This window comes from Klebsiella sp. HN106, assembly GCF_051209435.1.
Lineage (GTDB): Bacteria > Pseudomonadota > Gammaproteobacteria > Enterobacterales > Enterobacteriaceae > Klebsiella > Klebsiella oxytoca.
This window is the reverse complement of sequence record NZ_JBLURD010000013.1, coordinates 27526-48483: the sequence shown is the minus strand read 5'-3', so window position 1 is coordinate 48483 and position 20958 is coordinate 27526. Positions and strand designations below refer to the sequence as shown.

Below are 20958 nucleotides of genomic sequence, written 5' to 3'. Positions count from 1 at the left end.
CCCGTTATTTGGTGTCAGTTACAACCGACTGAGGCACGGCTAATCCAGATGGGAATGCGTACATAGATGAAGAATTGAAAATGATGTAACCGGCTTCTGACATCTGATCAGCGCGACGTTTGACAAGTTCTAACTGCGCTGGCGGAAGTAAATTTCCTGCATTGTCTGTATATTTTGCAACGGCGATATAGTCATAAGGTGATTGAGCGGGGAAGAAGCGCCCATAAAGGGCTGCTCCGATAAACCCACACACTAAAGCGATGGCTGCCGTTTTGAACATTAGGCAATCCCCCTGTCTTTCAGTATGTCGTTGATGGCTTGTTCAGTGGTCAAACCAGAGTCTTTTTTGCGCCTGATCTCAGAAACATCGTCAGGGTGAGTGGAGTACAGAAGCAGGGAGAATGGATCAACGATCAGGCGGCTGATACCCTGTCCTGATTTTGAAATGACGAAGACTTCTGAGTACACGCCACTGCTGGAGCGGACGGTTTTCAGGAAGCGATATCCGGCATCGTCAAGTGCCAGTCGTTTGCTGGCCTGAGCTTCATTAATGGCTGATTCGCCCTGACCCAGTAATAACATAAACGCAGAGTTATCGGCGATAGCTTTACCGACCCCATCTTTATAGATGTCGTTAATAGATTGAGTAATCGTGATTGCTGCGCCTTTATATTTACGGAAGCGTCGATATCCTTTCTCAATAAACTCCCCGATGTTGCCTTTAAGCAATGCCCACGCTTCATCGATAACGACGATTTTCATTTGCGAACGGTCGCCAAGGAACATGTCCTGCTGGATCTGATAAATGAGCTGCAACAAGACTACCTGCTTCAGGTGTTCAGAACTTTCAAGTCGAGAAAGTTCGAGAACAGTGAACGGATTTTTGAAGTCAATGTTGTTCTTACCAACAAAATATTTTCCGTACTGGCCTTCGCTGGTGAAGGGATACAACTGGTGGCCGATATCAGTTACACGCGGATCATCATCGGTAAGGCAGGAAGCTGCGACCATATCAATGGTCGTGTCTTTCTTATGAAGCTTGATAAGATCGGCCACATGCTTTTTCAGGCGAGCGGTTTGGAAATCGTCTAGCCCTTTTTGCGGTGCAGCCATTACCGTCAGCAAGCCGATAATAAGGTCTTCTTCACCATTACCGTCTTCGTTAGACGGATCTTCACCGAAATAGTCTTCAACTAATTCAAAGAAGTTCAGGCATGGCTTTTTGTCCGGGTGGAAGTCGAGATAATCCCCACCGTAGGTTTCGCAAATGTTTTTGTACGAATCACCCACATCGATACACCAGATCTTAGCACCAAGACTTCGGTATGCTGTGATGATGTAGTTAGTCAGGAATGATTTACCGGAACCTGACTCTGCGGCGATACACGCATTATAGTTTGTGTCGGAGTCAAACAGGTCGAGCATCTGGATTTGACCAGAGCGTGATGTCAGCATAATGGCCGGGTTTTTGGTGCCTTGCCAGTCCGCATATAGTGGAGTGAGTACAAGGGCTTCACTGAGTGCCAGAGTGCGATACCGGCCCATTGTTTTTTCTGCGGCTACTTCATTAAACAGTGGGAGTGTTGAAAGGAATATAGGGCAAACAAAGTTCGTATCAGGGATCATCTTAAACTGATACGTATTGAGATAACTGGCTGCTTCCTGCGCTGCACGGAAAACACCATCTTTTGAATTTGAGAATATCGTTACGGAAAACTTAGCTTTACAGATCGGTTCACCGTTATCGACTTTATCACTGAGAAGGTCATAACCTTCACGAAGTGTTTTCAGTGATGGTATCCATTTGATCATTGGCCCATCGCTTTGCTGCACTACCCAGCTACGCTTTTGAGTGAATTTAGTTTTCGCATTCTGCTGGTCGAAAAAGATCATACTCATAGAAATGATGCATGAACTTTTAATACCTGTAGCTCCACTCATCAGGTCGCCGAGATAATATTGAGCTTGCCCCGGCCAGAATCGACTAGGAAGCTTTTTGGCGCTCAAGGTTTTAACAAACGTGGTATTCGTTTGTCTTTCACCGCGCTGATTCTCATCTTCTGGATTACCGATACCAATGTATTTAGAACGGACGAAGAAAGAACGGTCAGGGTCGAGTAATTGTTCCGAGATCATTAAATCATCCTGCACCTGCACAGGGGAGCGATCACGCCAGCTTGCATTCTCTCCCTGATTAAGAATGGATGATAGAATATCAATGTATGATTCACGCGTCAGAGCAGTAGGCGCTAGGCCGAGAATACCGAGAGAGGTATCAAAGCTGTGCCTGAATTCGTTTACTAAATTCAATTCTTCTTCTTTGAGGTCATACTCTGCTTTCACAGGAATTTTCACTGTGCAGACCATAAGGCAATCGCGCACACGCGTACCAGTGCCTTTCATTGGATAGTCTGTACTGTGAAGAAGAAAACGAGAGCGATTGATAATCGCATTTTTTAAAATAGGATCGCCGCAGTTAATTCGCAGGAAATCCATCTGATTAATTTTGTTAACAATGTTAGGGCTTGCAATAAGGTCAAATTGCACAATGGTTTTTGCAGGAAAATTTGATGAAAGCAATGTTTGAAGTTGCTGCATTTCTTTTCCGCTACTGCCCGATAGAGGACGACAAACGAAGCCGAAGCCTACACATTTGTTGTCCAGCATAAAGATGCGATTTCTCTCATCATATGCTCTTACCGGGCATACGTCTGAAAAACGCTTAATATTTTTCAATCGCTGAACAATGATTGATTCGCTCATATTTCCCCTCAGAACAATACCTATTTAGTTTCAAGGTAGGCTTTCAGACCTTGGGCTGGTTTGCCAATGCTGTAATGGCCGTCATCGCGAATGATGAATGGAACCATACTGACACCCAGAACCTGTGCGGTTATATTTCGTCGAATCATTGCTGATTGGTCGCAGTCTTTTACCTGATCGAACTTAGTCGTTTTGTCCCCGGAAATGATTGCACGGTCGGCGCGATAACGATCGCTTGCACAGTACAATTCCTGATTGCGTTTTTTACTTTCTTCTCCCAGAGCACCAAGTGAAACAACACTGACGGTGTATTTTTTTGGATCAAGATCGGCTAGTTCTTTTAGAACTGCATGACAGAATGGACAATTTGGGTCTGAGAAAATCATTACTTTCTCAGGGCCGCTTCCCCATACAGCAGGTTGCAGATCGGCAATATTCAGATTCAGTTCTTTCAGTGGAATAATAGATGCGTACTTGGCAACATCATCAAACTTATCCAGAGGTTTTTTCGCCCACGTATCGTAAAGATAACCTTTAAGAACGAAACGACCATTGGATGTCATGACATTAAGATTACCGTCAACATCTAATGCAATGAGGCCATTAGTTGGGACAACGAATCGCTTTGGTTGTGCTGAATTCTTGGGGGCTGCTTTTAATGCATTTTCAGTGAAAACCGTATCAGTTGGTGACCCGGTTCCGGCAAATGCATTAGAAAGAAAACCAGCAAGTAAGGAGGCGGCTAAAAAACATTTTTTAAATACCATATTCTTTCTCTCCACGAATAGAAACCGCATTGTTTCACATCTTTTCAAGAAAGTAGTAATGAAAAAGGGGACGTTTTGGGGGGGAAAAACCCGCCTGAAAATCAGGCGGGTTTTACAGTGAACTCCTGCCTGCATATTTTCAGCTTGGTGGGGTTTCCTCAACGTCCGGGGGGAGACGTTGCTGCTGTATGCAAAGCAATGTGGTGTGGCGAACACTGCACTGGCAATGATAGGTTATAAGCCGCAGAAATAGCAAAGGGATTGTTCTTACAATCCCTTTTCTTTTGGTGTTTTTAAACTAAATTAGCGATTTGGCATCATTGTACGTGTATTTGAGGCTTGATTTTTCCCTCCACGGGCGTTCGCAGAAGTGTTCTTAGCTTGTGTTTGAGCGGCTGTATTTTCAGCAATTGGTTCAGAACTGACAGGTGCCTGCATCGGTCTGATAACAGGTTGAACGGTTGCCGCACGAGATGCACCGACTTCCCAGCGACGCGGTTCAATTTCAGTATAGACATACCCCGGAACGTTCAAATCGCCGTCATCAGACTCATATGGGTCTACCAGTACGCGCATAACTTGCGATGGAGTACGAATAGGCTGTGGGTTAGCAGTTGGCTGAGGAACTGGCACATAAGGAGCACCACCGCTGACCGATGGGCCGGAGCCTTCACCACCGGCAGTTTGCTGCTTTACGTTGACGTCTTTCCCTGCCATTTGTTGTTGTGAAACCTCACTGACTCGCTGCTTGTAATTATCACCGTCAGTAAGTTCATACACATCGCCGACGCTCATACAAGTGACGGAATCAGGCATACCTTTACAACCGTATTCGGAACTCCCGCCCACCAGCGATGAGCATCCTGTTAGCGCAACCATGCTAACCACCCCGAACAGAGCTAAAACCATCTGTTTCATGCTCATTGTTTACCCCCAACATTGTTAATCTTGTTAAATTTCAGAGCCACGCCTTTTTGCACAATGAAGTCAACACTGCGAGCAGGATCGATTTCAATCACAGGGAACAAGTCACCAGCCATTTTCATATAGAAATCGGCTAAACGGTTTAAAGCGCCACCCACACCAGCAATTGCAGCGCCTTGCATGGCTTGACTACTCATTACTTGTTGGTACGGGCTACTGTTTGTATCTCCGTCTCGGTTAACGTTGATAGTCGGAATTGACTGTACGCTAAACAACTGAGATGCGGCTTGCAGGAATCCGGCTGTAAGTGCTTTAGCAAGGTACTGACCTTGTTTTGTTACGAGACGTCCCCGCACACCAGCTTTACCATCTTCACCTACAGCGTAGGCATCAATTTTTGCTTCAAATACAGCACCGTCTTCCCGGATGCAGGTGATGACCTCAGACCGGAAATAAGCTCGCTCTGATGAAAGATCGCCAAATCCAGCAGCCAGCAATGCACATTCACGAATGTCAGACCGAAACCGATTCGGAAGAATTGCGTCTTTCTTGATACGAATCAGCGCCGGGTAAGGGTCATTACGTGCATTTTGTGCTGTAGGTGCATCCATCCCTGAAATGAAAACGCCGCTCATGATGCTGGTGGCAGGAAGATACGTTTGAAAAGCTGGGTCATCTTCGGGGTTAGGCTTTTCTTCTTCTTTGATATCCTGCTGAACAGTCACAATATCAGGGATGGATTCTACCTTCTGATCTTTACCATTTTTGTTGTCCGCTTCATCACCGCTAAAATCAGCCGGATCAGGCGCAACATCACTTTCATAAACACGTTGCAGAGTACCGTTGTTACTTTCATTGTCGGTAACATCTGATGGTTTGCCGTCTTTCGGGGCAGCGTAGAGATTCTTATTGGCTGAAGTGCCATTTGCAGAAATTCCAGCTTTAAGACTATCAACACGAGTTGCCAATGAAGCACGCGAAGCCGCCTCACTTTTTTGTGCGCTTTCGATAGCACTTAGTCGTTTATTTAACACCTCTGGATCAAGCGTTTTTGTCAGAGTCTCAACAGACTGTTTGGTGCTTTTAATACTGTCGTCGAGCGAACGCAGCCGGGCTGCAATCGCATTTTGACTGACACCAGTTGTGTCCGAGTCGGTCAATACGTTTTGAATGACTTTCTCTTTGTTTGACTTTGAACGAGGTGAATTGTTCTCGGGCATTAGGAGAACGAGAATAGGAATCAACACGACGAGAATGGCAATCCACAACGCCCAGCGTTTTTTGTTTGGGGCTAAGTTAACCCAAATATCTTTTATTTTATCCATCATATTACTCCGCAAGCTTAGGACGCGCACCGTCATCAACACGTACTTGACGTTGACCATTTCGAAGGACGAAATAAGCTTCGGTCTTCTGACCCGGTTCTAGCGTATTTCGACTCCACAAGGCACGCGCGGCCATTTGCGGATGTGTGCATAGAGATTCGTCAACGGTCACTGTAGTCGGCCCAGTATTCTGAGCAACTCCGACAATAACGCTGAACTGGCTACCGTTGATGTATTGCCCCCCTTTAAAGCTGTAACGGATGTAATCCTGTACTGTACCGGTACTAAAGTTGCAGTTGGGAATGCTTACGCCACTACCGAGATTCCCGAGTGCATAGCCGGGTGGGAGATCCCCCAGAGCAATAGTACGAAGGATGTTGCGGACAGTTTCTACATAGCTATCTTTCTGTTCCCACTTCTTCGCTTTCGTTTCACTACCGCCATACATCATAGGAGAAGCGCCACCAGTAAACGCCGCATTATTTAATTTTCGGGACACCATAAGGGTGGCCTGCACTGGAGCAATACGTTGAGGGACAAGTGATAATGAAATCGCAACGCTTTCATCACCTTTCTCAGTAACATAAAGGGCTACTGGTCGAGGGTTAGGAGTGAAAACATAGATTGCGTTGCCCTCGACGTTTACCTTCACATCGTTTAACTGGAGCTTCTGGATAGTAGGGCGTTCAAATGGTGTGACAATACGGTTAATCTGTCCCATCGAGATAGGGATTAGAGTATTGACACCCGGCTCAACAATAATTTCCTGACGTGATGGAATAACGTCGTCAGTAAGACGTATTGGCTGCACAACTTTATTAGGTACTGGTTGAACATTAGTTCCATCAATAGCAGGGTTATCTCTGCTGTTAGCGTTTTGTGATGCGCCAGCCGTCGCGGTATGATTTGCTCGATCAGTCGTAGCACGTTTCGTGTTATTTACTGTTGGATTACCGGCAGAGACTACTACAGGTTCATTACTCCCAGCAGTGTTCCCGAGAACAAGCCCTTCATCAACAGAAAGAGTGTTTTTTGCAGAACCTGATTGCTGCCCCCCGGCAGAATTTTCAGCAAACGGAAGACCGTAGCTATTTACATCAGCAACGGCAGAACCGGTGACTATCAACGACACGAGCATTGCCAGCGATCTAACTGGTAATTTCATTATTTATCCCCCTGAGCATTACCGCGACCACGATGCTTAGCGGCTTCGGAAGGCAATACAGCCTTACCTTGCGCGATATTCACATACGTGATCACCGGACGATACCCCTTAATATCTACATTAACTTGAAATGTCATTGGTTTGACTACTGGCGCTCCGCTGATCCCCTCTAACCCTTGGTTCCCTTCCACATAATAAACACCCGGAGCAACAGGATCGGTGATCACTCGATTAGGCGTAAAATAGAGACTGATACGGTCACGCTTAATCTGGTCAATTTGATCATCAATGCGCTTCATCATTTCCGTGTAAATCTTAGCGTCAAGAAACGGGCCGATTGCATCTTTAACCATGTCAACAGAAGTTGGATTCGCATTTCCCAAAGACTGAGCGACATATACTGCCCACGCTCGCATATACGGTGCCGAAGCGGCGTTTTCATCCAGCCACGCAGTTTGTGTCAGATTCGGAGGTATAATGGTGACGACCTGCGACCGGGACATTAACGTTGCTGAAAGAATTGCTACCACACCCAACAATCCTAACACGAGCCATTTGAGGGTCGAAATCTCACCGGCCATCTGTAAAAGACCTTTTTTAAACTGTCTGATTTTCATACCACAAATTCCCGTTCAAATGAGTTGGGTACAATTGTACTTTTGCCAAATGAAACGCCGAGGTTCCAATAGCAAAGATGCAAAAAGTATTTTTCAGATGCGCGTTGCAGGAAGCTGCCGTAATAGCGCGTGATCACTATCCCAATGATCGCGAATGTGAGAATACGACCGGTGAAGATTCCAACCATGAGAAATACAAAAAAAGGCATTGCCTCATCGATACTCCAGAAAAAAAACTTTGGTGGATCATCGACAGAATGTGAAATTTGAATTGGTTCCATTTGCTGCTCCAAATATTAATTGAACACCACACAGTTCAATACCCGAAGGCATATTGTTATTTACCTTTTTGTTCTGACGTTCCCCCATCAACAAGCTGGGCCATCATTTGCATAATTCCTGTCCCATTTACCATCCCCTGAACTAAAGCAGAGCGATCACCATGAACTACAATAGTGGAAGGCGTCTGCTGAATATTGAGACCAGCCGCTTCCCGAACGTCTGCTCCGATTTTCTGTGCAGGACGAGCTGCATTAACACACTCGATAAGTCGTTTACCATCAAACCCATTTCGAGTCGCAAGTACATCGAGTGGGGTACTCAATCCACGTCCATCAGATTGTGTGTTTTCAAAAATCGCCCGAGCCAACTTGTAAAATCCGGGATTACCATTTTGTTCGGCTGCGCACTCAGCAGCGAGTGACTCGACTTGGGAAGCTTGACCGTGTACAGGGACGTGCTTAAAAACGAGGGCTATGTTACCGGAAGATGAGTCAACGAGATCAAGGAGCTGTGGGAAGTGCTCTTTGCAATAAGGACACTCAAAGTCGGAGTATTCGATAAGATAGAATTGCGCATTCGGGTTACCGTAGATTCGTTCATCAGAAGGTGAAGGAATATAGTCTTCTGCATTTCTGGCACCAGCACGTTTAGATGTGGACTTATTAGGTATTGCATGAGTCATATCTAGTCCACCAGCAGAAATGTATTGTGAAAAGAGGTCATTCAACTGCTCTCGATCAGTTACAAGAGGGCGACTGTTTTGCACCATAAACGCTACATCATCAAGAGTTTTCCCTTGCTTGTGAACGCTGTATACAATGTATGACGCTGTACCTATCAAAATCGCCAGCGGAATAGCAAAGATAGCTGTCATTTTAAGTGAAAACATTTTGGTCATTTAGTAGCCTCTGGAATTTTGTAGCTGTTCTGGTGCGTAAACCGTATCGGGTTTTTTGATTTTCTTTCGGGCCTCTTCTTCCTTACGCTGCTTTTGCAAAAGTGGAAGCATGATGTCTGCCATCTCTTTGTTCATCTTCTCTTGCGTAGTCAGATAAACAGGTTTTTGGGCTTGTTTCGCTAGAGCCTCAATTTGAGACGATTTATCTGCATATGAAAATGTGGCAACAAGTAGCGCTGAACATACAAGGCTAAGCCCTGCTGATAGGAGGAACATTTTGGTTTCAGACATTTTCTCACCTCTTTTCGGGTAATCTATCAAAGAACCGCTGAGTTCCGATAAGAAAAAACAGGACGTTTTGCCCTGTTTTTTTAAATAGTTCCTAGATGCGTTTTGGAAGGTTACTAATAAGCAGGATGAAGGCTATTGGCATGGCGACAATCATCACCACGGCTCCTATCATTGGAGGTATAGGGAAGGGTACGAACAATGACAGGAGCATAGAAAAAATCCCCCATCCTATCATTGTCAAACTGCGCCTATTGAAGAATGGTGAAGAGTAACCAAACGTATATCTTTTTGACATCCATTTCATTAATCCTGCAAACATCGAAGGAACGCCGACAACTAGCAGAAATGGAATCCAGTAGATGATGAGGCTCAATCTGTATGTCATGATAAACAGCAGATAGTTGAATACCTTTGCCCCGTTCATAAAGAATGGAACAGCGAGATCTCCAATTTTGTTGAAAACATCTCCTGTAGTTGTTTTTGCTTTAATGGGTTGATAATAATTCTTTAGTCCTGCGTCGATGTGCGTATCAATGAAAAAATATTTGTAACGAGCATTAGTAGTGTCCATAACAGCGGGAAATTCGTTCGCTCCAATCATCTTCTCACCCCAGCCAATTTCCTTCATCATATTTTCATAGACAAATGAAGCTGGTACGAAAAACATGATAACAAGCCAGATTGCCGTTCCCCAGATCATCAATCCTTTAAATGATATGGGCCATTTATCATCCTTTAACTGGTCAAGCATATTCTAACTCCATTGACAGTTTCTTCGCTGTATCCTCAATGAAAGCCGGAGTCATCTTCCTTGGCAGAGCGCAGGTTTTTGCCACCTCATGAAAATTCATTTTCCCAGCAAGAATATGGGTGGTGAAATTGATTGTCATAATGAGGTACACGGCAAGTCGTTCCCAGTCCGTCATATAGAATGGATATGGCTGGTGGTAAGCTGCAATGGCTTCCTGTACGACAGGGACGATTAAACTCTGCTGGTCATCAGGAATAAGAGAGGCTAGATGTGACGAGATTTTTTCTGCACAAGGCCACACAAGGACGAGTCCTTCGTAAGCAGCGATTTCATCCTTAGACCGAAAAAGTGTTTTTAGTTTTACCATGATTATTTCGCCTTACGCCTGAGCTGACTTAGAGCGGACTTTTTCACCGCGAACCTTTTCTTTGTAAATCTTCTGGAACCGAGCGGCTTTTGCTTTTATTCGGTCTATTTCATTTTTATTCTTTGGCTTGGATAAAATTGGCACTTTACCTTTAACAATCACTTTTGCCTGATTCAGTGCAAAGAATTCAAGGTTAGGCAACCAGCCGAGCAGTGGAGCGGGGAACAATTCGCTTTCTTCTTCCATCAAACGCTCCCCAACACTACCGGTAATTTGTTCAGGGTCAGCCCCAGCACTGGAACCGTGACCGCGCATGATGTACTTGAATTTTGTAGGAGGCACTCGTTCCATGATCGCTTTCTGTGCTTTAGGTGACGGTGTACGAAGGGCAGTAAAGTGGTTCGTGTTGACTATGATCTGTTCCATCTTCGCTTCTGAACCTAAGCGAGCTTCGAAGTCTGACGTGCCCTGAGAGGCAATAAACATACAGAAACCAGCGCCACGCGATTTATTCAGCATCTTAATGACCTGATCGTTAACAACCTCAGCGGCCTCATCGACCAGTATCATGACGTTCGCAACGTCTTCACCACGCGGTTGCATAAAGTTATAGATTTCTGATGCAACGCTGGTTATGTCAGAAAGGAAAATCGAGCCTACAGCAGAAGCGGTATCACCGTCTGCTAAAGCATCCAGACCGAGATATAACATTCCGTTAGTGCTGATAATTTCACGGATGTTGGCGATAGGGCGGTCATCTTCAAGTTGGTCAGGATCAAACGTGTCAGGTGAAAGAAGATCCCCCATAAATCCAGTTGTGAGCTGGGAAAGTATTGGCATCACATTAAGGATCATTTTCTGAAAATGCTCTCGATTATGGCTAAGGGTGTCTATTCCTGCCTCAATATCCGGGAATGCCTTGTTCTGTCGAATATCGCTCATATAAAGTTCGCTACATATTTTGGCGATAGCGACTGCATCAATAGTTTTTCCTTGCAAACGACTTTTTCTTGCCGCAAGCATAGAATCAAACCAGCCATCAGGCATGACCTCACGTCCGACTTTCGTTATTGCGTGAGTCACTAATTCAGCCAATGATGTAATGTTAGAACCTAATTGCGTTTTAAGGCTTTTTAATGTCGGTTTTATCTCACACATTTTCATCATTTCGAGAATGCTGGTTAAGGACATTGTTGCAAACGAAATAAATGGATCACTGGTAGAATCCGAACGTTGAATAACTGAAATAATACGGTTAGCCACCTCACCAGAACGGGTGAAGTTAGTAATAGGCGAAATACGCACGGATTTTTCCGGGTGGGCCAAAGAGAAATAATTCAATTTATGTGATCGGCCCACAAAGTCAAGACACATCTCCATCCACTTCGCCAATCCTTCATCGTTTTTAGGGTCAACCATAATCAAAGGTTGTCCTTTTAAAGCAGCCTGTAAGATTATCAGTTTGTAATAAGTCGTTTTACCGGAGCCGGTAGTTCCAGTAATGAGTGTATGTAAAGATAAAAGGTCTTCAACAGTACGAACATAATCACTATCTGAGCCAACTTGATGAATCCAACCAAGGCCCATAAAGTTATCATCAGTTTTGGCTGCGAGCTTTGATATGTCACGTTGGAGGAGTTCAAAAGCTGACTGTCCTTCTTTTTGCCCCCATTGAAAACCCTTCCCAAAAATATAAGAGTCTGGGTATTTAATCATTGCATCAATAATTTCTTCTATGCGCATGATTAATACATCTGGCTTCTTAGCAAGACGACGTTTGTGCTTATAAACGTAATGAGCTTCTGGCAATGCTCTTATGCCATATGCAACCTGAACGGCTACAGCCATGTAGCACGGCAAAGATGGCATGTTAAAGTATGCATTTACCGCAATCGCACTGGCGATCCCTGCACTCCAACCAGCAACTTCAAATGCTTCATAGTTGGGACGCCAAGGCATGTTGTACTTCCACTCACTCATGAGAATCCACCATGTAAGGTCTAATGTTTTCGTCTACAAGTACGTGCTCTGAGCCGCGCTTATTGACGGAATCAAAGTTGAAACACACCAAAAAACGAACACTGGTTGTATCCAGTTCCAGTGACTTAGCCATATTTCTAATAGCGGAACCACTCAGCGCGATAACTTCTTTGTTATCGAAAGTTTTTTTTACTTGCCCATAGCTGGCGATAGCTCTGTAAAGATCATTTTCAGGACAATAAACATTGTTAGGGTTTACTGGCAGTATGCTCTTTAGGTAATTGCCTCCTGACAAATAATCTATATCATCATTAAGCCCACGCTTAAGGAAGTAACCCGGTTTTGATTTATACATATGAAACTTATCATTAGGATCAAGAAAAGGTTTCCATACCCAACCGGCAGCAACCATAGCTGAATAGTTTTCTTCGTCCTGCTCATCTTTTTTATGAATGAAAAGATGATAATTATCCGCGATAAGTTCTTTCGGGCGTTCATTAATTATTTTTTTTAAAATCAGTTTCGTTGCATCTGGAGCATCTTTGAACAAAGAGGAAAAAAGATGGCCTCCCTCAAGAACACCGGGGATATCTTTTAGTTCATAATTTTCGTGCTTATTCGCATAAGGCTGAGTTGTTTGCTCGTATGCTTCATCCTTTGATTGTCGAATGCGCTGCTGAGCCTCAGCCCACAGGTCAAGAGCGGGTTTAGCTGAGTCCTGCTGGATGTGAGCTTCATCATCTTTATATTTTTGCTGAATGGTAGCTTGATCCATCCGCTCACGTAAGGTGATAGTTGATTGTTCGTTATCCTGCATCTGATACTGGTGAGCTATATCAGCCGTATCATCATCAGAATCAGCCTCAATGTAAGGATGTGAGGCATATTCTTCAGCGAACAACTGCCCCTGAGTTTCAGCAGGTTTATCCGGGGACTTTGTATCTACAGGGTTCTGATTGTTCGATGGTTTTTTGTTAGATGTGTTTTCAGGATGATTATCTTTCTCTGAAAATCGTTTACCTATGGTTTCTGGAGGGCTAGCTGCTGTTTCTTTTGCCTTTAAATTTTCTGCGTCGCGTTTTTTTATTGCCGCTGCAACTTCCGGGGATAAGAGGTTAATGCGAAGCATATGATCAACAATGTTTTTAGGCTCAACAACGGTGCCGCGTTTAACAACAGTGCCATCTGGAGGTAAGTCTTCCGTTGGAGGGAGCGATCCACCTTTAAGTATTTCCGGGTCAACATTAATCGGTAGGGTTTTTTCTTCTGGCTTATCACCGATATAAGCCCGGCTTTCTTTTAGTGTGCTTTTTCCACCAGCAGCCAAAAATTCTTTCCAACCATCAGCCAGTTTAATGCGGCATGATGTTGGGTTAGGCACGACATCCTCGACAAAGATAACGATAGGATCAACGAACTTAATGCAACTTAAAGCATTTTTTGGCTCTTTGTCTTGACGTGATTTCTTATCGTTCAGGATGTGTGGGGCCATGCGCCAGTAGACCGAATCGTTTTCGTTTAAAACGAAGAGGCCATAGCTCAGCATGATATCGGCAAGACTATCGGCAGAGTGAGGTACGTTCACGCCAGATGACTTCACAATAGTCGTAATCGGTTCTACTGCTGAACCCCAGACAACAAAAAGCCCTTCTGTTGTATACCAGATAGGTGAGCCGGGCTTATTGGGAACCCAATCACCACGTTTCACAAGCAGACGGATAGCATCGACTATACGAGCCACAACTGATACACCGGTTTGCGCTGCACGAACAGCATCCCCAGAATAACGTTTAAGGTCTTCTTTGACCGAACGGCTATCAGCGGTAGAAACTATTTTATGGATCTTGTTTTTATACGCTGTACCCGTTTCGATGCGAGTAGCTGTAGCTCGGAATGAATTACTTCCGGCGAGCGCTTCAGTTAATTCGTTATATATGTCGTTGCCTTCTTCCATGAGAAATGCGAGCAATGTCTTTGGCACAATATCAGTCATTTTGGTCAGGCTGGTATTGTGGTGACGTTCGTGACGATCTGAACGCCAGTATATGTAAAAACGTTCAATATCTTTATTTTCAGCCCATTCATGAATGCAATTAACAGTTGGTGACCAGTGATGCTCACCTGATTTGTCCCATACATCGACATCAGAGATTGGCTTTCCGATATCGTGCATCACAGCACCTACAACAACAGCTATACGCCATGCCAGCGCACGGTCTGATTTTATAACGGGTGATTCGTTTGCATCAAACTCAAAGCTTTTAGCTATTTTGATGGAGTACAAAATAACTTCAAGTGTATGACGAAGCAGCCCACCTTGTGCCCGATGATGATGGGATTGTGAGGCAGGAAGAAGATGAACGAAGTTTGCAAAATTATTGAGCATAGGCTGAACGAACTCTTCAAATTCCGAGTCCCGGATCATCAGCTCACGCTTGATTTTGATAATAATCTCTTCTTGCAAGGACAGCAGTGCATAGCCTGGGATTTTTGCCGGGAAGCCATTTTCAGCAGGAGGATATTGCAAAATGTCCCTGCTTGAGCTGAGGGCTTCGACGACCTCTTGTGGCATGATAATCTGTCCACCAGTCGGTTGTTTTTCTTTCGTTCCAAAAAGCAACCTCTGAATTCTTTTAAACATTACGGTGCCTCCATTTGATGCAGACACATTACAGTAAAAGAGTTGAAAACATTAAGAGAAAAAGGCCGCAAAATGAGGGGGAAAAAGTTTTTTACTGGGAAGTAAATGCTGGATAATGAAATTGCTATTTACCGGAGAACCGTCAATGAAATGTAATTATCGCCTCAAACTGTCAATTGTATCAGTCGCAGTGGCCGGGATCTTTCTGTCGGGTTGTTCAGACAGTAAAGAGAAAGAAAAGCGTCAATACGAATACGTAAACTACACGCAGATCATCCCACCAAAAATGTACGTCCCGGAAGGGTACACTTACTCTGAATCGTGGCATGGAACACAGCGCGGTGGTGCAGCACTGCGAACACCAAGCTATGAACATGCACTTGTTAGCCCATATGCGGTATATGACCCTACGGGGAAACGCTATGCCGATAATCGTGACAAATACACCGATATGCTCCTGACCAGTGTGGCGAACTCCGCTTATGCAAATGGGCCGCGCGGTACGTTCACTCAAACGCCGAGTTTTTGTGGTGAAAACTCTCGACTGTTGAATAGTTCAAGTCAGAAAGCTTCCCGGTCTGAATATATGCAAATCAAAGAGCGCTATTGTTCTACTCCGGGATACCGCCTCAGCCAACATGAGATCGATGTCCTGAATGGTGGTGAGCCGCAAGACCTACGCGATTATCGCATCAAAATGTACGTTGATAACCAGTTACCAAAGTAACTAAAACAATTTTCATGGGGGAAGTTAGATGAATGAAATGAAAAAAGCATCCGTTCTGGGGCCGTTAGTGATCGGATGTTTAGTTCTTGTGGCTGCTGGTGGTTCTGTCTATACCGCAGTAAAAGCCCACGATATCGATAAAAGTCTAAATGATGTAAAAGGTATTAGTATTGAAATCAGTAATTCATTGAAAAGCATTCAAGAGCAACAGGATTACCAAACGTCATTGCTGAAAAATAGTGGCGGGGATGCTGCAAATTTACAGGAGTCAGTTGCTGCTGCACTGGGTAAAATTGAAAGTGATAAGATTGCACAACAGCAAGCCGATTTGTATAAAAACTGGAATGCTTCTGGTGAAAGTAAAGATGGCCATCACCTCTACGGGAATCCTACGGCGCGTTTCACTCTGGTAAATTACTCAGATCTCGAATGTCCATTCTGTAAACGATTTCACGAGACACCGAAGTATCTTGTTGATAGTGCTAAAAATGGCATGGTTAACTGGGAATGGCGACATTATCCGCTATCCTTCCATGAACCGATGGCCTCTAAAGCCGCTGTTACCGGTGAATGTGTAGCCCAGCAAAAAGGCAGTAAGGGCTTTTGGGCGTTCACTGAATATTGGTTCACACATACCGCTGGGAACGGGCAGGGTTTCGCCAGCTCTGAAGAGGTTCCTGCTTTGTTTGGGTTGGATAAGTCTAAATTCGAAGCTTGCCTGACCGATCCGACGATCATCCAAAAAATCAAAGATGACATGCAGGCCGGTAACACCGCAGGTGTAACCGGCACACCGGCAACTGTGATCATCGATAACCAGACGGGCCAAACAGAAACTGTCGTCGGAGCGCAGCCGTTCGCTAAATTTGTTCAGGTAATAGAGGGTATGGCTCACCCAGAAAAAACGAAGGCTACACCGCCTGTTGAAGCTGAACCTCCGGCTAAAAAATAACATTTCATATCAGCGCAGGCACCTTTTTATGGTGCCTTTTATTTGTGTTTGATGAGGTATGTTAAGTATGAAAAAAACTCTAATCGGTGTGCTTCTGGCATTTTTGTCCTTACCGGTTTTAAGCCAGAGTGGTGAGATAACTGTAAATGATGTTTCAGCCAGCGAGGTTTCGGCGGACAACAGTGAGATCAATGATTATCTGGATGATCTGACTGATGAAGACGCTGCGTTGGGTTCAGTAATGACCGATGTGGTTAAAATTAAACGAGAACGTTGTGATTTGAATATGGGTATTCTGGATATAAAACTGATCTCGACGAAAGACGATGTATTTAAAGATCTAGAAGAGAAGGTGGAAGCAAACCCCGCATATATCAAAAGCTTCGAGTATGCCAACCGGATGAAGTCCCATTTTGGAAAATGCAGCTAAGCAGCTAAAAAGAAGGCTCCTGATCGGAGCCTTCTTTATTTTAGGGCTGGTTCACTAATAAGATGACTCCCATTCTTTGCCGTCATTCCAGCGTGATGTCCAATGATTAAGATACTGGGTTGCTACTTGAGGCATGTTATATAACACAATGACATTTTCACTGTTCCGTAAGTTAGCAGAACGAGAGTAATTGAACGACCCTGTTTCAACGCTCACCCTGTCAACCACAATGAATTTATCATGATGTATAGCATACTTCTGGATTGTTCTAATTGGTATTCCAGCATTAACAATCAGGTTCATAGCCGCGACGGAAATCTTTCCTGTATTACCCTTGTAATCAACAACCAACTTAACGTCTACCCCGCGTCTTTTTGCCTGAGTGAGAGCTTTCACCACTTCAGGTGACGTAAAAGAGTAAGCGGACAGCCGAATTTCTTTTTGTGCTGAGTTGATCAGGTCAAGAATTGCTTTCTGAGCTGACCCCTCTGGCGAAAAGCCGATAGCAATACTGCTTTCGCCAACATCACCACGATAAGTGTTAGATGTTGATACCTGTGAGTTGTGATTTGTACCTGTTTCACTTTCTTCAGATAACGCCTTCTTAGCTGAGTCAACAAGGTCTCCGATGCTAAGAGCATATACAGGCGATGAAATCAAAAAGCCAATCAATACTGTCAATAAAACAGTTTTATTTTTAAACATACCCCCTCCAAACTTTAAACATACTCCCCCCACAAAACGACTTTACCTGCTCTCCAATTAAAACACGGAGGTGGCTTTAGTCGAAGCAATTGCGCATGAATAATAGATAACAGACATATGAACTATGAAGTTAAAAGCAGCGGATGTAATTATTTTTATATTTGCCAAAAAAGCAGAGGTTTTTCTACAATTTGCCATCGATTTTGTCCCCTTTTACGCGTGGTTTTTAAGTCAAATGCCGATATAGTTTATTCCGTTCCCGGCTGAAAACCGTTAAATAGTCGAGGGGCATTCCAAAATCGTAAACTCTGAAAATGACTTAGGAATGTTGAAAATGAAAACTCTGAATCGCGCAAATCTGAAATCAGTTCTGGCTACTTCCGCAATCATCGCTCTGGGCGTTACTGCTGTTTATGCAAACGGCACAGAGCAAACTGGTTTCAGCGAAGTGTGGACAACCATCACTGAATACATGCAAGGCTCTCTGGGCCGCGTACTGGTCGGCCTGATCGTAATCGTCGGTGTTGCTGCTGCGGTTGTTCGTCAGTCTCTGATGGTGTTCGCTGTAGCAGTCGGTGCGGCAATCGGCCTGTACTACTCTCCGAATATCATCGACGGTATGATGGCTTCTACCGAAGGTGTTCAGACTGTACTGCCTTCTGTTGGTATCTAATTCAGTCGAAAAAAGAAAACCCGCTTCGGCGGGTTTTTTTGTATCTGAGAAAAATGAAATAAAGAAAACCCGACGAAGCGGGTTTTTATTAACTAGATTATCTGGCCTACCCACAGGAAATACCAGAGTGCGCTGTAACCTAAAATCCATGTAATAACTAATGCTCTAAAACGGCGCTGGTAGGCGCTACGGGTTTTGTGGCGAAATTTATATTGAGCATAAATGCAGCCGGGCCAGCCACCAAGTAAGGCTAAAGCATCGAGGGTTAACTCTTCAACTCTTAACCCGCGTGTTTCCGCCTGCTTTTTATCCTTTCGGTAGACGAAAATAGAAATGATACTCCATGCGATCATCCAAAGGATTGTATAGAGATAAAACATTGAACCTCCAATGTCAGTTAGAAGCCCTTAAGTGGGCTTCTTGTAGTAAATGACCGGAAGTTAAAGAACCTGTTCATCTGTGATCTCATTAATCAACTCATCAAGGAAAGAGCGTAGTTCTTTCAGCTTATCACCAGTTCCGTCTCGAAGCTCTTCATAGCTGTCGAGGAACTTATCCAGCTTGCGAGAAGCCTTGTTCAGATCCTTAACTGCATCGGAGTATTGTTCGCGATTATGCTCTTCGCCATTCGCCAATTTTTTAGATAGAAGATTTACTTTTTCGCTTGCAGATCCAACATCGGTTTTTAATTGTTTTTCAGTTTCATCCAGATTGAAGGAACCGCGCAGAGATTTAAGCGCGATTTTAGACAGGGAAGAAAATCTATTCTCTTTTTCTTCTGTTGTCAGATCTGCAAATGGTTTAACTGCATCTTCGCTCATTTTAGTTCCTTAGTTTGAAATGATTGAAATCGAATGCTCTGTGTCGAATTCAAATATACAATATTCTCCACTGTATCTACGAACAAAAAACAGGTCGTTTTGTGGTGTTTTTTTGAAACGGCATCTCAGCAACACTTTCGTGCGTTAACAGATCGTAATTTATGTTCAAGCGAAAGGTGTAGTGATGTCAAGTACTGGTAGTGAAAATATATGAAACAGGAGATGAGTGGTTGAAGGAGATGTCTAAATGACTTTCGGCCTCAGAATGTCCTGTTTTTCCGTAACTATTAGACGGAGAGTTGAGGTATAAAATATCCTTGCACTTGAAATTGCAACACAGGCAAAAGTGTTTTGCCATTGTTTTTCTTCTGAAAAAAGGAGCGCTGTTCATGGCATTAACAGATGAACAACAGCAGATCGTTGACTACACCGGCAGACTACTTTGCGGAAAGGCATATGCAGGTTCAGGCAAGACGTTCACACTTATTCAATTTTCCCTCAAGAATACTGATAAAAGAATTCTCTATATTGTTTTCAACAAAGCGATCAGAGAAGAAGCGGAGCGAAAATTCCCTAAAAATGTTCACTGTGCTACTTCACATGCAATGGCTTTTGCCCGATTCAAAGAATATGCCGATAAGACAAGGATGAATATCAGCGTAAAGGAGTACCGGGACATACTTGGAGAGGATAACTGGCAGGTTGTAAAATTAGCTGTAGCTGGAGTCGGTAACTTCATGAATTCAGCAGATCGCGTTATTATGATGGAACACATCAAAAAGAATGTTGAAAATGAAGATAAGATATCATCGTCTCGATTTGATACTGCGCTCAGAGCAGCTAAAAGGCTTTGGGAAGGTATGATTGATAAAAATTCAGATATACCCTGTACAGGAAATACCCTGTTAAAACTTTTCCAGTTATCGAACCCGGAACTCCATACTCTTTATGACATTATTCTCTTTGACGAGGGTCAGGACGCAAACCCCGTTACATTGGATATCGTCATGAATAACACCTGTCAGAAAATCATCGTTGGCGATGACCATCAAATGATTAACAGGTGGAGAGGTGCTGAGAATGCTTTATCTGTAGTTGAAGAGCAGGGGGCTGATATCCTGCGACTTACCAAGTCGTTCCGCTTTGGCCCTATGATAGCGGGGCTTGCTAACCTCGTGTTGAGTATGAAAGGTGAAACTCATCCACTAATAGGTTTAGGTGATCTGGACTATGTATGTGAGCCGCAGGACATAATAGAGCAAGGTTTCCATGCTGTTATAAGCCGAACATTCATGGGGGTTATTCAGTCAGCTCATGAGGCTATCATGATGGGCAAGCGGGTGATGTGGAACGGAGGGATTGCGAAGTATAACCTAGATGAGTTACTCGACATTCACTCCCTTAAATTGATGAGACCTGATCTTGTTAAAAATAAAAAAATACTCAGTGATTATGGTAACTGGGCAAATTATGCGGACATAGCTGAAAGTACTAAAGACACCAATATGAATCGTGCCATCAGGATCATGGACGAATACATAGACATTCCCGGCATGATAGCCACTATGCGAAGTAATGAAGCCAGAACGGAATCTGAGGCCGATCTCGTCGTAACCACCGCACATACAAGTAAAGGTTTGGAGTGGAATAACGTGATTCTTAATGATGATTTTTCTTCCGTGCTTGAAGCAATTGATATGAAAAAACCAAAAGCAACAATAATTGATGAAATGAATCTAATCTATGTTGCCATTACCCGAGCCAAAGACAGATTAAGTATTAATTCGGTTATCATGGAGTTGATAAAGGAATATTACACCCGACAGGAAAGAGGTGAAACTATCGTTATTGTATAAATTCGATAGCGGGGCTACTAACG

The 20958-nt window shown here is 43.9% G+C and carries 22 protein-coding genes; 5 read left to right on the top strand and 17 right to left on the bottom strand.

The window, feature by feature from the left end; translation table 11 throughout:
• Positions 1 to 4 precede the first annotated feature (4 nt).
• From ACSIPU_RS23385 to mobH, 14 genes are all read right to left on the bottom strand, one after another.
• Positions 5 to 280, bottom strand: coding sequence for a hypothetical protein (locus tag ACSIPU_RS23385; protein WP_348851311.1), 276 nt, complete (start codon positions 278 to 280; stop codon positions 5 to 7).
• Positions 280 to 2763 (bottom strand): type IV secretion system protein TraC, encoded by a 2484-nt coding sequence (gene traC / locus ACSIPU_RS23380; RefSeq protein ID WP_435322306.1) that lies wholly within the window; start codon positions 2761 to 2763, stop codon positions 280 to 282. The genes ACSIPU_RS23385 and traC overlap by 1 nt, the downstream gene beginning before the upstream one ends.
• Before the next feature lie 20 nt (positions 2764 to 2783).
• Positions 2784 to 3530 carry a DsbC family protein gene (locus ACSIPU_RS23375; protein ID WP_435322305.1) on the bottom strand — a complete coding sequence of 249 codons (747 nt, stop codon included), beginning with the start codon at positions 3528 to 3530 and terminating at the stop codon, positions 2784 to 2786.
• Between the two features lie 303 nt (positions 3531 to 3833).
• Positions 3834 to 4454, bottom strand: coding sequence for a type IV conjugative transfer system lipoprotein TraV (gene traV, locus ACSIPU_RS23370; RefSeq protein ID WP_435322304.1), 621 nt, complete (start codon positions 4452 to 4454; stop codon positions 3834 to 3836).
• A complete protein-coding gene (locus tag ACSIPU_RS23365; protein WP_435322303.1) occupies positions 4451 to 5782 on the bottom strand; it encodes a TraB/VirB10 family protein in 1332 nt (443 codons plus the stop codon). Before ACSIPU_RS23365 ends, traV begins: the two co-directional genes overlap by 4 nt.
• A gap of 1 nt (position 5783) precedes the next feature.
• Positions 5784 to 6944, bottom strand: coding sequence for a TraK protein (locus ACSIPU_RS23360; RefSeq protein ID WP_435322302.1), 1161 nt, complete (start codon positions 6942 to 6944; stop codon positions 5784 to 5786).
• On the bottom strand, positions 6944 to 7561 hold the full coding sequence (locus tag ACSIPU_RS23355) for a TraE/TraK family type IV conjugative transfer system protein (RefSeq protein ID WP_348851317.1): 618 nt from the start codon (positions 7559 to 7561) through the stop codon (positions 6944 to 6946). Before ACSIPU_RS23355 ends, ACSIPU_RS23360 begins: the two co-directional genes overlap by 1 nt.
• A complete protein-coding gene (gene traL, locus ACSIPU_RS23350; RefSeq protein ID WP_348851318.1) occupies positions 7558 to 7842 on the bottom strand; it encodes a type IV conjugative transfer system protein TraL in 285 nt (94 codons plus the stop codon). The genes ACSIPU_RS23355 and traL overlap by 4 nt, the downstream gene beginning before the upstream one ends.
• 56 nt (positions 7843 to 7898) lie before the next feature.
• The gene (locus ACSIPU_RS23345) at positions 7899 to 8741 is read right to left on the bottom strand and encodes a DsbA family protein (RefSeq protein ID WP_435322301.1); all 843 of its coding nucleotides are present in this window, start codon (positions 8739 to 8741) and stop codon (positions 7899 to 7901) included.
• The gene (locus ACSIPU_RS23340) at positions 8742 to 9032 is read right to left on the bottom strand and encodes a hypothetical protein (RefSeq protein WP_348851320.1); all 291 of its coding nucleotides are present in this window, start codon (positions 9030 to 9032) and stop codon (positions 8742 to 8744) included.
• A 91-nt stretch (positions 9033 to 9123) separates the two neighbouring features.
• Positions 9124 to 9783, bottom strand: coding sequence for a DUF4400 domain-containing protein (locus tag ACSIPU_RS23335; protein WP_348851321.1), 660 nt, complete (start codon positions 9781 to 9783; stop codon positions 9124 to 9126).
• Positions 9776 to 10150, bottom strand: a complete 375-nt coding sequence (locus ACSIPU_RS23330; RefSeq protein WP_348851322.1) for a hypothetical protein — start codon at positions 10148 to 10150, stop codon at positions 9776 to 9778. The genes ACSIPU_RS23335 and ACSIPU_RS23330 overlap by 8 nt, the downstream gene beginning before the upstream one ends.
• A 12-nt stretch (positions 10151 to 10162) precedes the next feature.
• Positions 10163 to 12130, bottom strand: coding sequence for a conjugative transfer system coupling protein TraD (gene traD, locus ACSIPU_RS23325; protein ID WP_348851323.1), 1968 nt, complete (start codon positions 12128 to 12130; stop codon positions 10163 to 10165).
• Positions 12123 to 14771: a MobH family relaxase gene (gene mobH, locus ACSIPU_RS23320; RefSeq protein WP_435322300.1), complete on the bottom strand. Its 2649-nt coding sequence runs from the start codon at positions 14769 to 14771 to the stop codon at positions 12123 to 12125. Before mobH ends, traD begins: the two co-directional genes overlap by 8 nt.
• Positions 14772 to 14916: 145 nt before the next feature.
• On the opposite strand from mobH, the gene ACSIPU_RS23315 reads away from it, so the two are divergent.
• From ACSIPU_RS23315 to ACSIPU_RS23305, 3 genes are all read left to right on the top strand, one after another.
• Positions 14917 to 15498 carry a hypothetical protein gene (locus tag ACSIPU_RS23315; RefSeq protein ID WP_348851325.1) on the top strand — a complete coding sequence of 194 codons (582 nt, stop codon included), beginning with the start codon at positions 14917 to 14919 and terminating at the stop codon, positions 15496 to 15498.
• A 28-nt stretch (positions 15499 to 15526) separates the two neighbouring features.
• On the top strand, positions 15527 to 16450 hold the full coding sequence (locus tag ACSIPU_RS23310) for a DsbA family protein (protein WP_435322299.1): 924 nt from the start codon (positions 15527 to 15529) through the stop codon (positions 16448 to 16450).
• A gap of 67 nt (positions 16451 to 16517) precedes the next feature.
• Positions 16518 to 16880: a hypothetical protein gene (locus ACSIPU_RS23305; RefSeq protein ID WP_435322298.1), complete on the top strand. Its 363-nt coding sequence runs from the start codon at positions 16518 to 16520 to the stop codon at positions 16878 to 16880.
• A 54-nt stretch (positions 16881 to 16934) separates the two neighbouring features.
• Here the strand turns inward: ACSIPU_RS23305 and ACSIPU_RS23300 are convergent, their stop codons facing one another.
• On the bottom strand, positions 16935 to 17585 hold the full coding sequence (locus tag ACSIPU_RS23300; protein WP_348851328.1) for a phospholipase D family nuclease: 651 nt from the start codon (positions 17583 to 17585) through the stop codon (positions 16935 to 16937).
• Positions 17586 to 17919: 334 nt separating this feature from the next.
• On the opposite strand from ACSIPU_RS23300, the gene traA reads away from it, so the two are divergent.
• The gene (traA, locus tag ACSIPU_RS23295) at positions 17920 to 18258 is read left to right on the top strand and encodes a TraA family conjugative transfer protein (RefSeq protein WP_348851329.1); all 339 of its coding nucleotides are present in this window, start codon (positions 17920 to 17922) and stop codon (positions 18256 to 18258) included.
• A 92-nt stretch (positions 18259 to 18350) separates the two neighbouring features.
• On the opposite strand, the gene ACSIPU_RS23290 is transcribed toward traA, so the two are convergent.
• Together ACSIPU_RS23290 and ACSIPU_RS23285 are read right to left on the bottom strand one after the other, a co-directional pair.
• Complete coding sequence (locus ACSIPU_RS23290; protein ID WP_348851330.1) at positions 18351 to 18638, bottom strand: DUF1294 domain-containing protein; 288 nt, start codon at positions 18636 to 18638, stop codon at positions 18351 to 18353.
• Between the two features lie 60 nt (positions 18639 to 18698).
• Positions 18699 to 19079, bottom strand: coding sequence for a hypothetical protein (locus ACSIPU_RS23285; protein WP_348851331.1), 381 nt, complete (start codon positions 19077 to 19079; stop codon positions 18699 to 18701).
• A 389-nt stretch (positions 19080 to 19468) separates the two neighbouring features.
• On the opposite strand from ACSIPU_RS23285, the gene ACSIPU_RS23280 reads away from it, so the two are divergent.
• A complete protein-coding gene (locus ACSIPU_RS23280; RefSeq protein ID WP_435322297.1) occupies positions 19469 to 20935 on the top strand; it encodes a 3'-5' exonuclease in 1467 nt (488 codons plus the stop codon).
• Positions 20936 to 20958: the final 23 nt, after the last annotated feature.

Bases quoted from the DNA above. Each gene is read 5' to 3' on its own strand.
- ACSIPU_RS23375 (WP_435322305.1), bottom strand. From the start codon at position 3,530: ATGGTATTTAAAAAATGTTTTTTAGCCGCCTCCTTACTTGCTGGTTTT.
- ACSIPU_RS23365 (WP_435322303.1), bottom strand. From the start codon at position 5,782: ATGATGGATAAAATAAAAGATATTTGGGTTAACTTAGCCCCAAACAAA.
- ACSIPU_RS23290 (WP_348851330.1), bottom strand. From the start codon at position 18,638: ATGTTTTATCTCTATACAATCCTTTGGATGATCGCATGGAGTATCATT.
- traV (WP_435322304.1), bottom strand. From the start codon at position 4,454: ATGAGCATGAAACAGATGGTTTTAGCTCTGTTCGGGGTGGTTAGCATG.
- ACSIPU_RS23360 (WP_435322302.1), bottom strand. From the start codon at position 6,944: ATGAAATTACCAGTTAGATCGCTGGCAATGCTCGTGTCGTTGATAGTC.
- ACSIPU_RS23305 (WP_435322298.1), top strand. From the start codon at position 16,518: ATGAAAAAAACTCTAATCGGTGTGCTTCTGGCATTTTTGTCCTTACCG.
- traD (WP_348851323.1), bottom strand. From the start codon at position 12,130: ATGAGTGAGTGGAAGTACAACATGCCTTGGCGTCCCAACTATGAAGCA.
- ACSIPU_RS23280 (WP_435322297.1), top strand. From the start codon at position 19,469: ATGGCATTAACAGATGAACAACAGCAGATCGTTGACTACACCGGCAGA.
- ACSIPU_RS23315 (WP_348851325.1), top strand. From the start codon at position 14,917: ATGAAATGTAATTATCGCCTCAAACTGTCAATTGTATCAGTCGCAGTG.
- ACSIPU_RS23310 (WP_435322299.1), top strand. From the start codon at position 15,527: ATGAATGAAATGAAAAAAGCATCCGTTCTGGGGCCGTTAGTGATCGGA.
- ACSIPU_RS23300 (WP_348851328.1), bottom strand. From the start codon at position 17,585: ATGTTTAAAAATAAAACTGTTTTATTGACAGTATTGATTGGCTTTTTG.
- traA (WP_348851329.1), top strand. From the start codon at position 17,920: ATGAAAACTCTGAATCGCGCAAATCTGAAATCAGTTCTGGCTACTTCC.
- ACSIPU_RS23385 (WP_348851311.1), bottom strand. From the start codon at position 280: ATGTTCAAAACGGCAGCCATCGCTTTAGTGTGTGGGTTTATCGGAGCA.
- mobH (WP_435322300.1), bottom strand. From the start codon at position 14,771: ATGTTTAAAAGAATTCAGAGGTTGCTTTTTGGAACGAAAGAAAAACAA.
- traC (WP_435322306.1), bottom strand. From the start codon at position 2,763: ATGAGCGAATCAATCATTGTTCAGCGATTGAAAAATATTAAGCGTTTT.
- ACSIPU_RS23335 (WP_348851321.1), bottom strand. From the start codon at position 9,783: ATGCTTGACCAGTTAAAGGATGATAAATGGCCCATATCATTTAAAGGA.
- ACSIPU_RS23285 (WP_348851331.1), bottom strand. From the start codon at position 19,079: ATGAGCGAAGATGCAGTTAAACCATTTGCAGATCTGACAACAGAAGAA.
- traL (WP_348851318.1), bottom strand. From the start codon at position 7,842: ATGGAACCAATTCAAATTTCACATTCTGTCGATGATCCACCAAAGTTT.
- ACSIPU_RS23355 (WP_348851317.1), bottom strand. From the start codon at position 7,561: ATGAAAATCAGACAGTTTAAAAAAGGTCTTTTACAGATGGCCGGTGAG.
- ACSIPU_RS23340 (WP_348851320.1), bottom strand. From the start codon at position 9,032: ATGTCTGAAACCAAAATGTTCCTCCTATCAGCAGGGCTTAGCCTTGTA.
- ACSIPU_RS23330 (WP_348851322.1), bottom strand. From the start codon at position 10,150: ATGGTAAAACTAAAAACACTTTTTCGGTCTAAGGATGAAATCGCTGCT.
- ACSIPU_RS23345 (WP_435322301.1), bottom strand. From the start codon at position 8,741: ATGACCAAAATGTTTTCACTTAAAATGACAGCTATCTTTGCTATTCCG.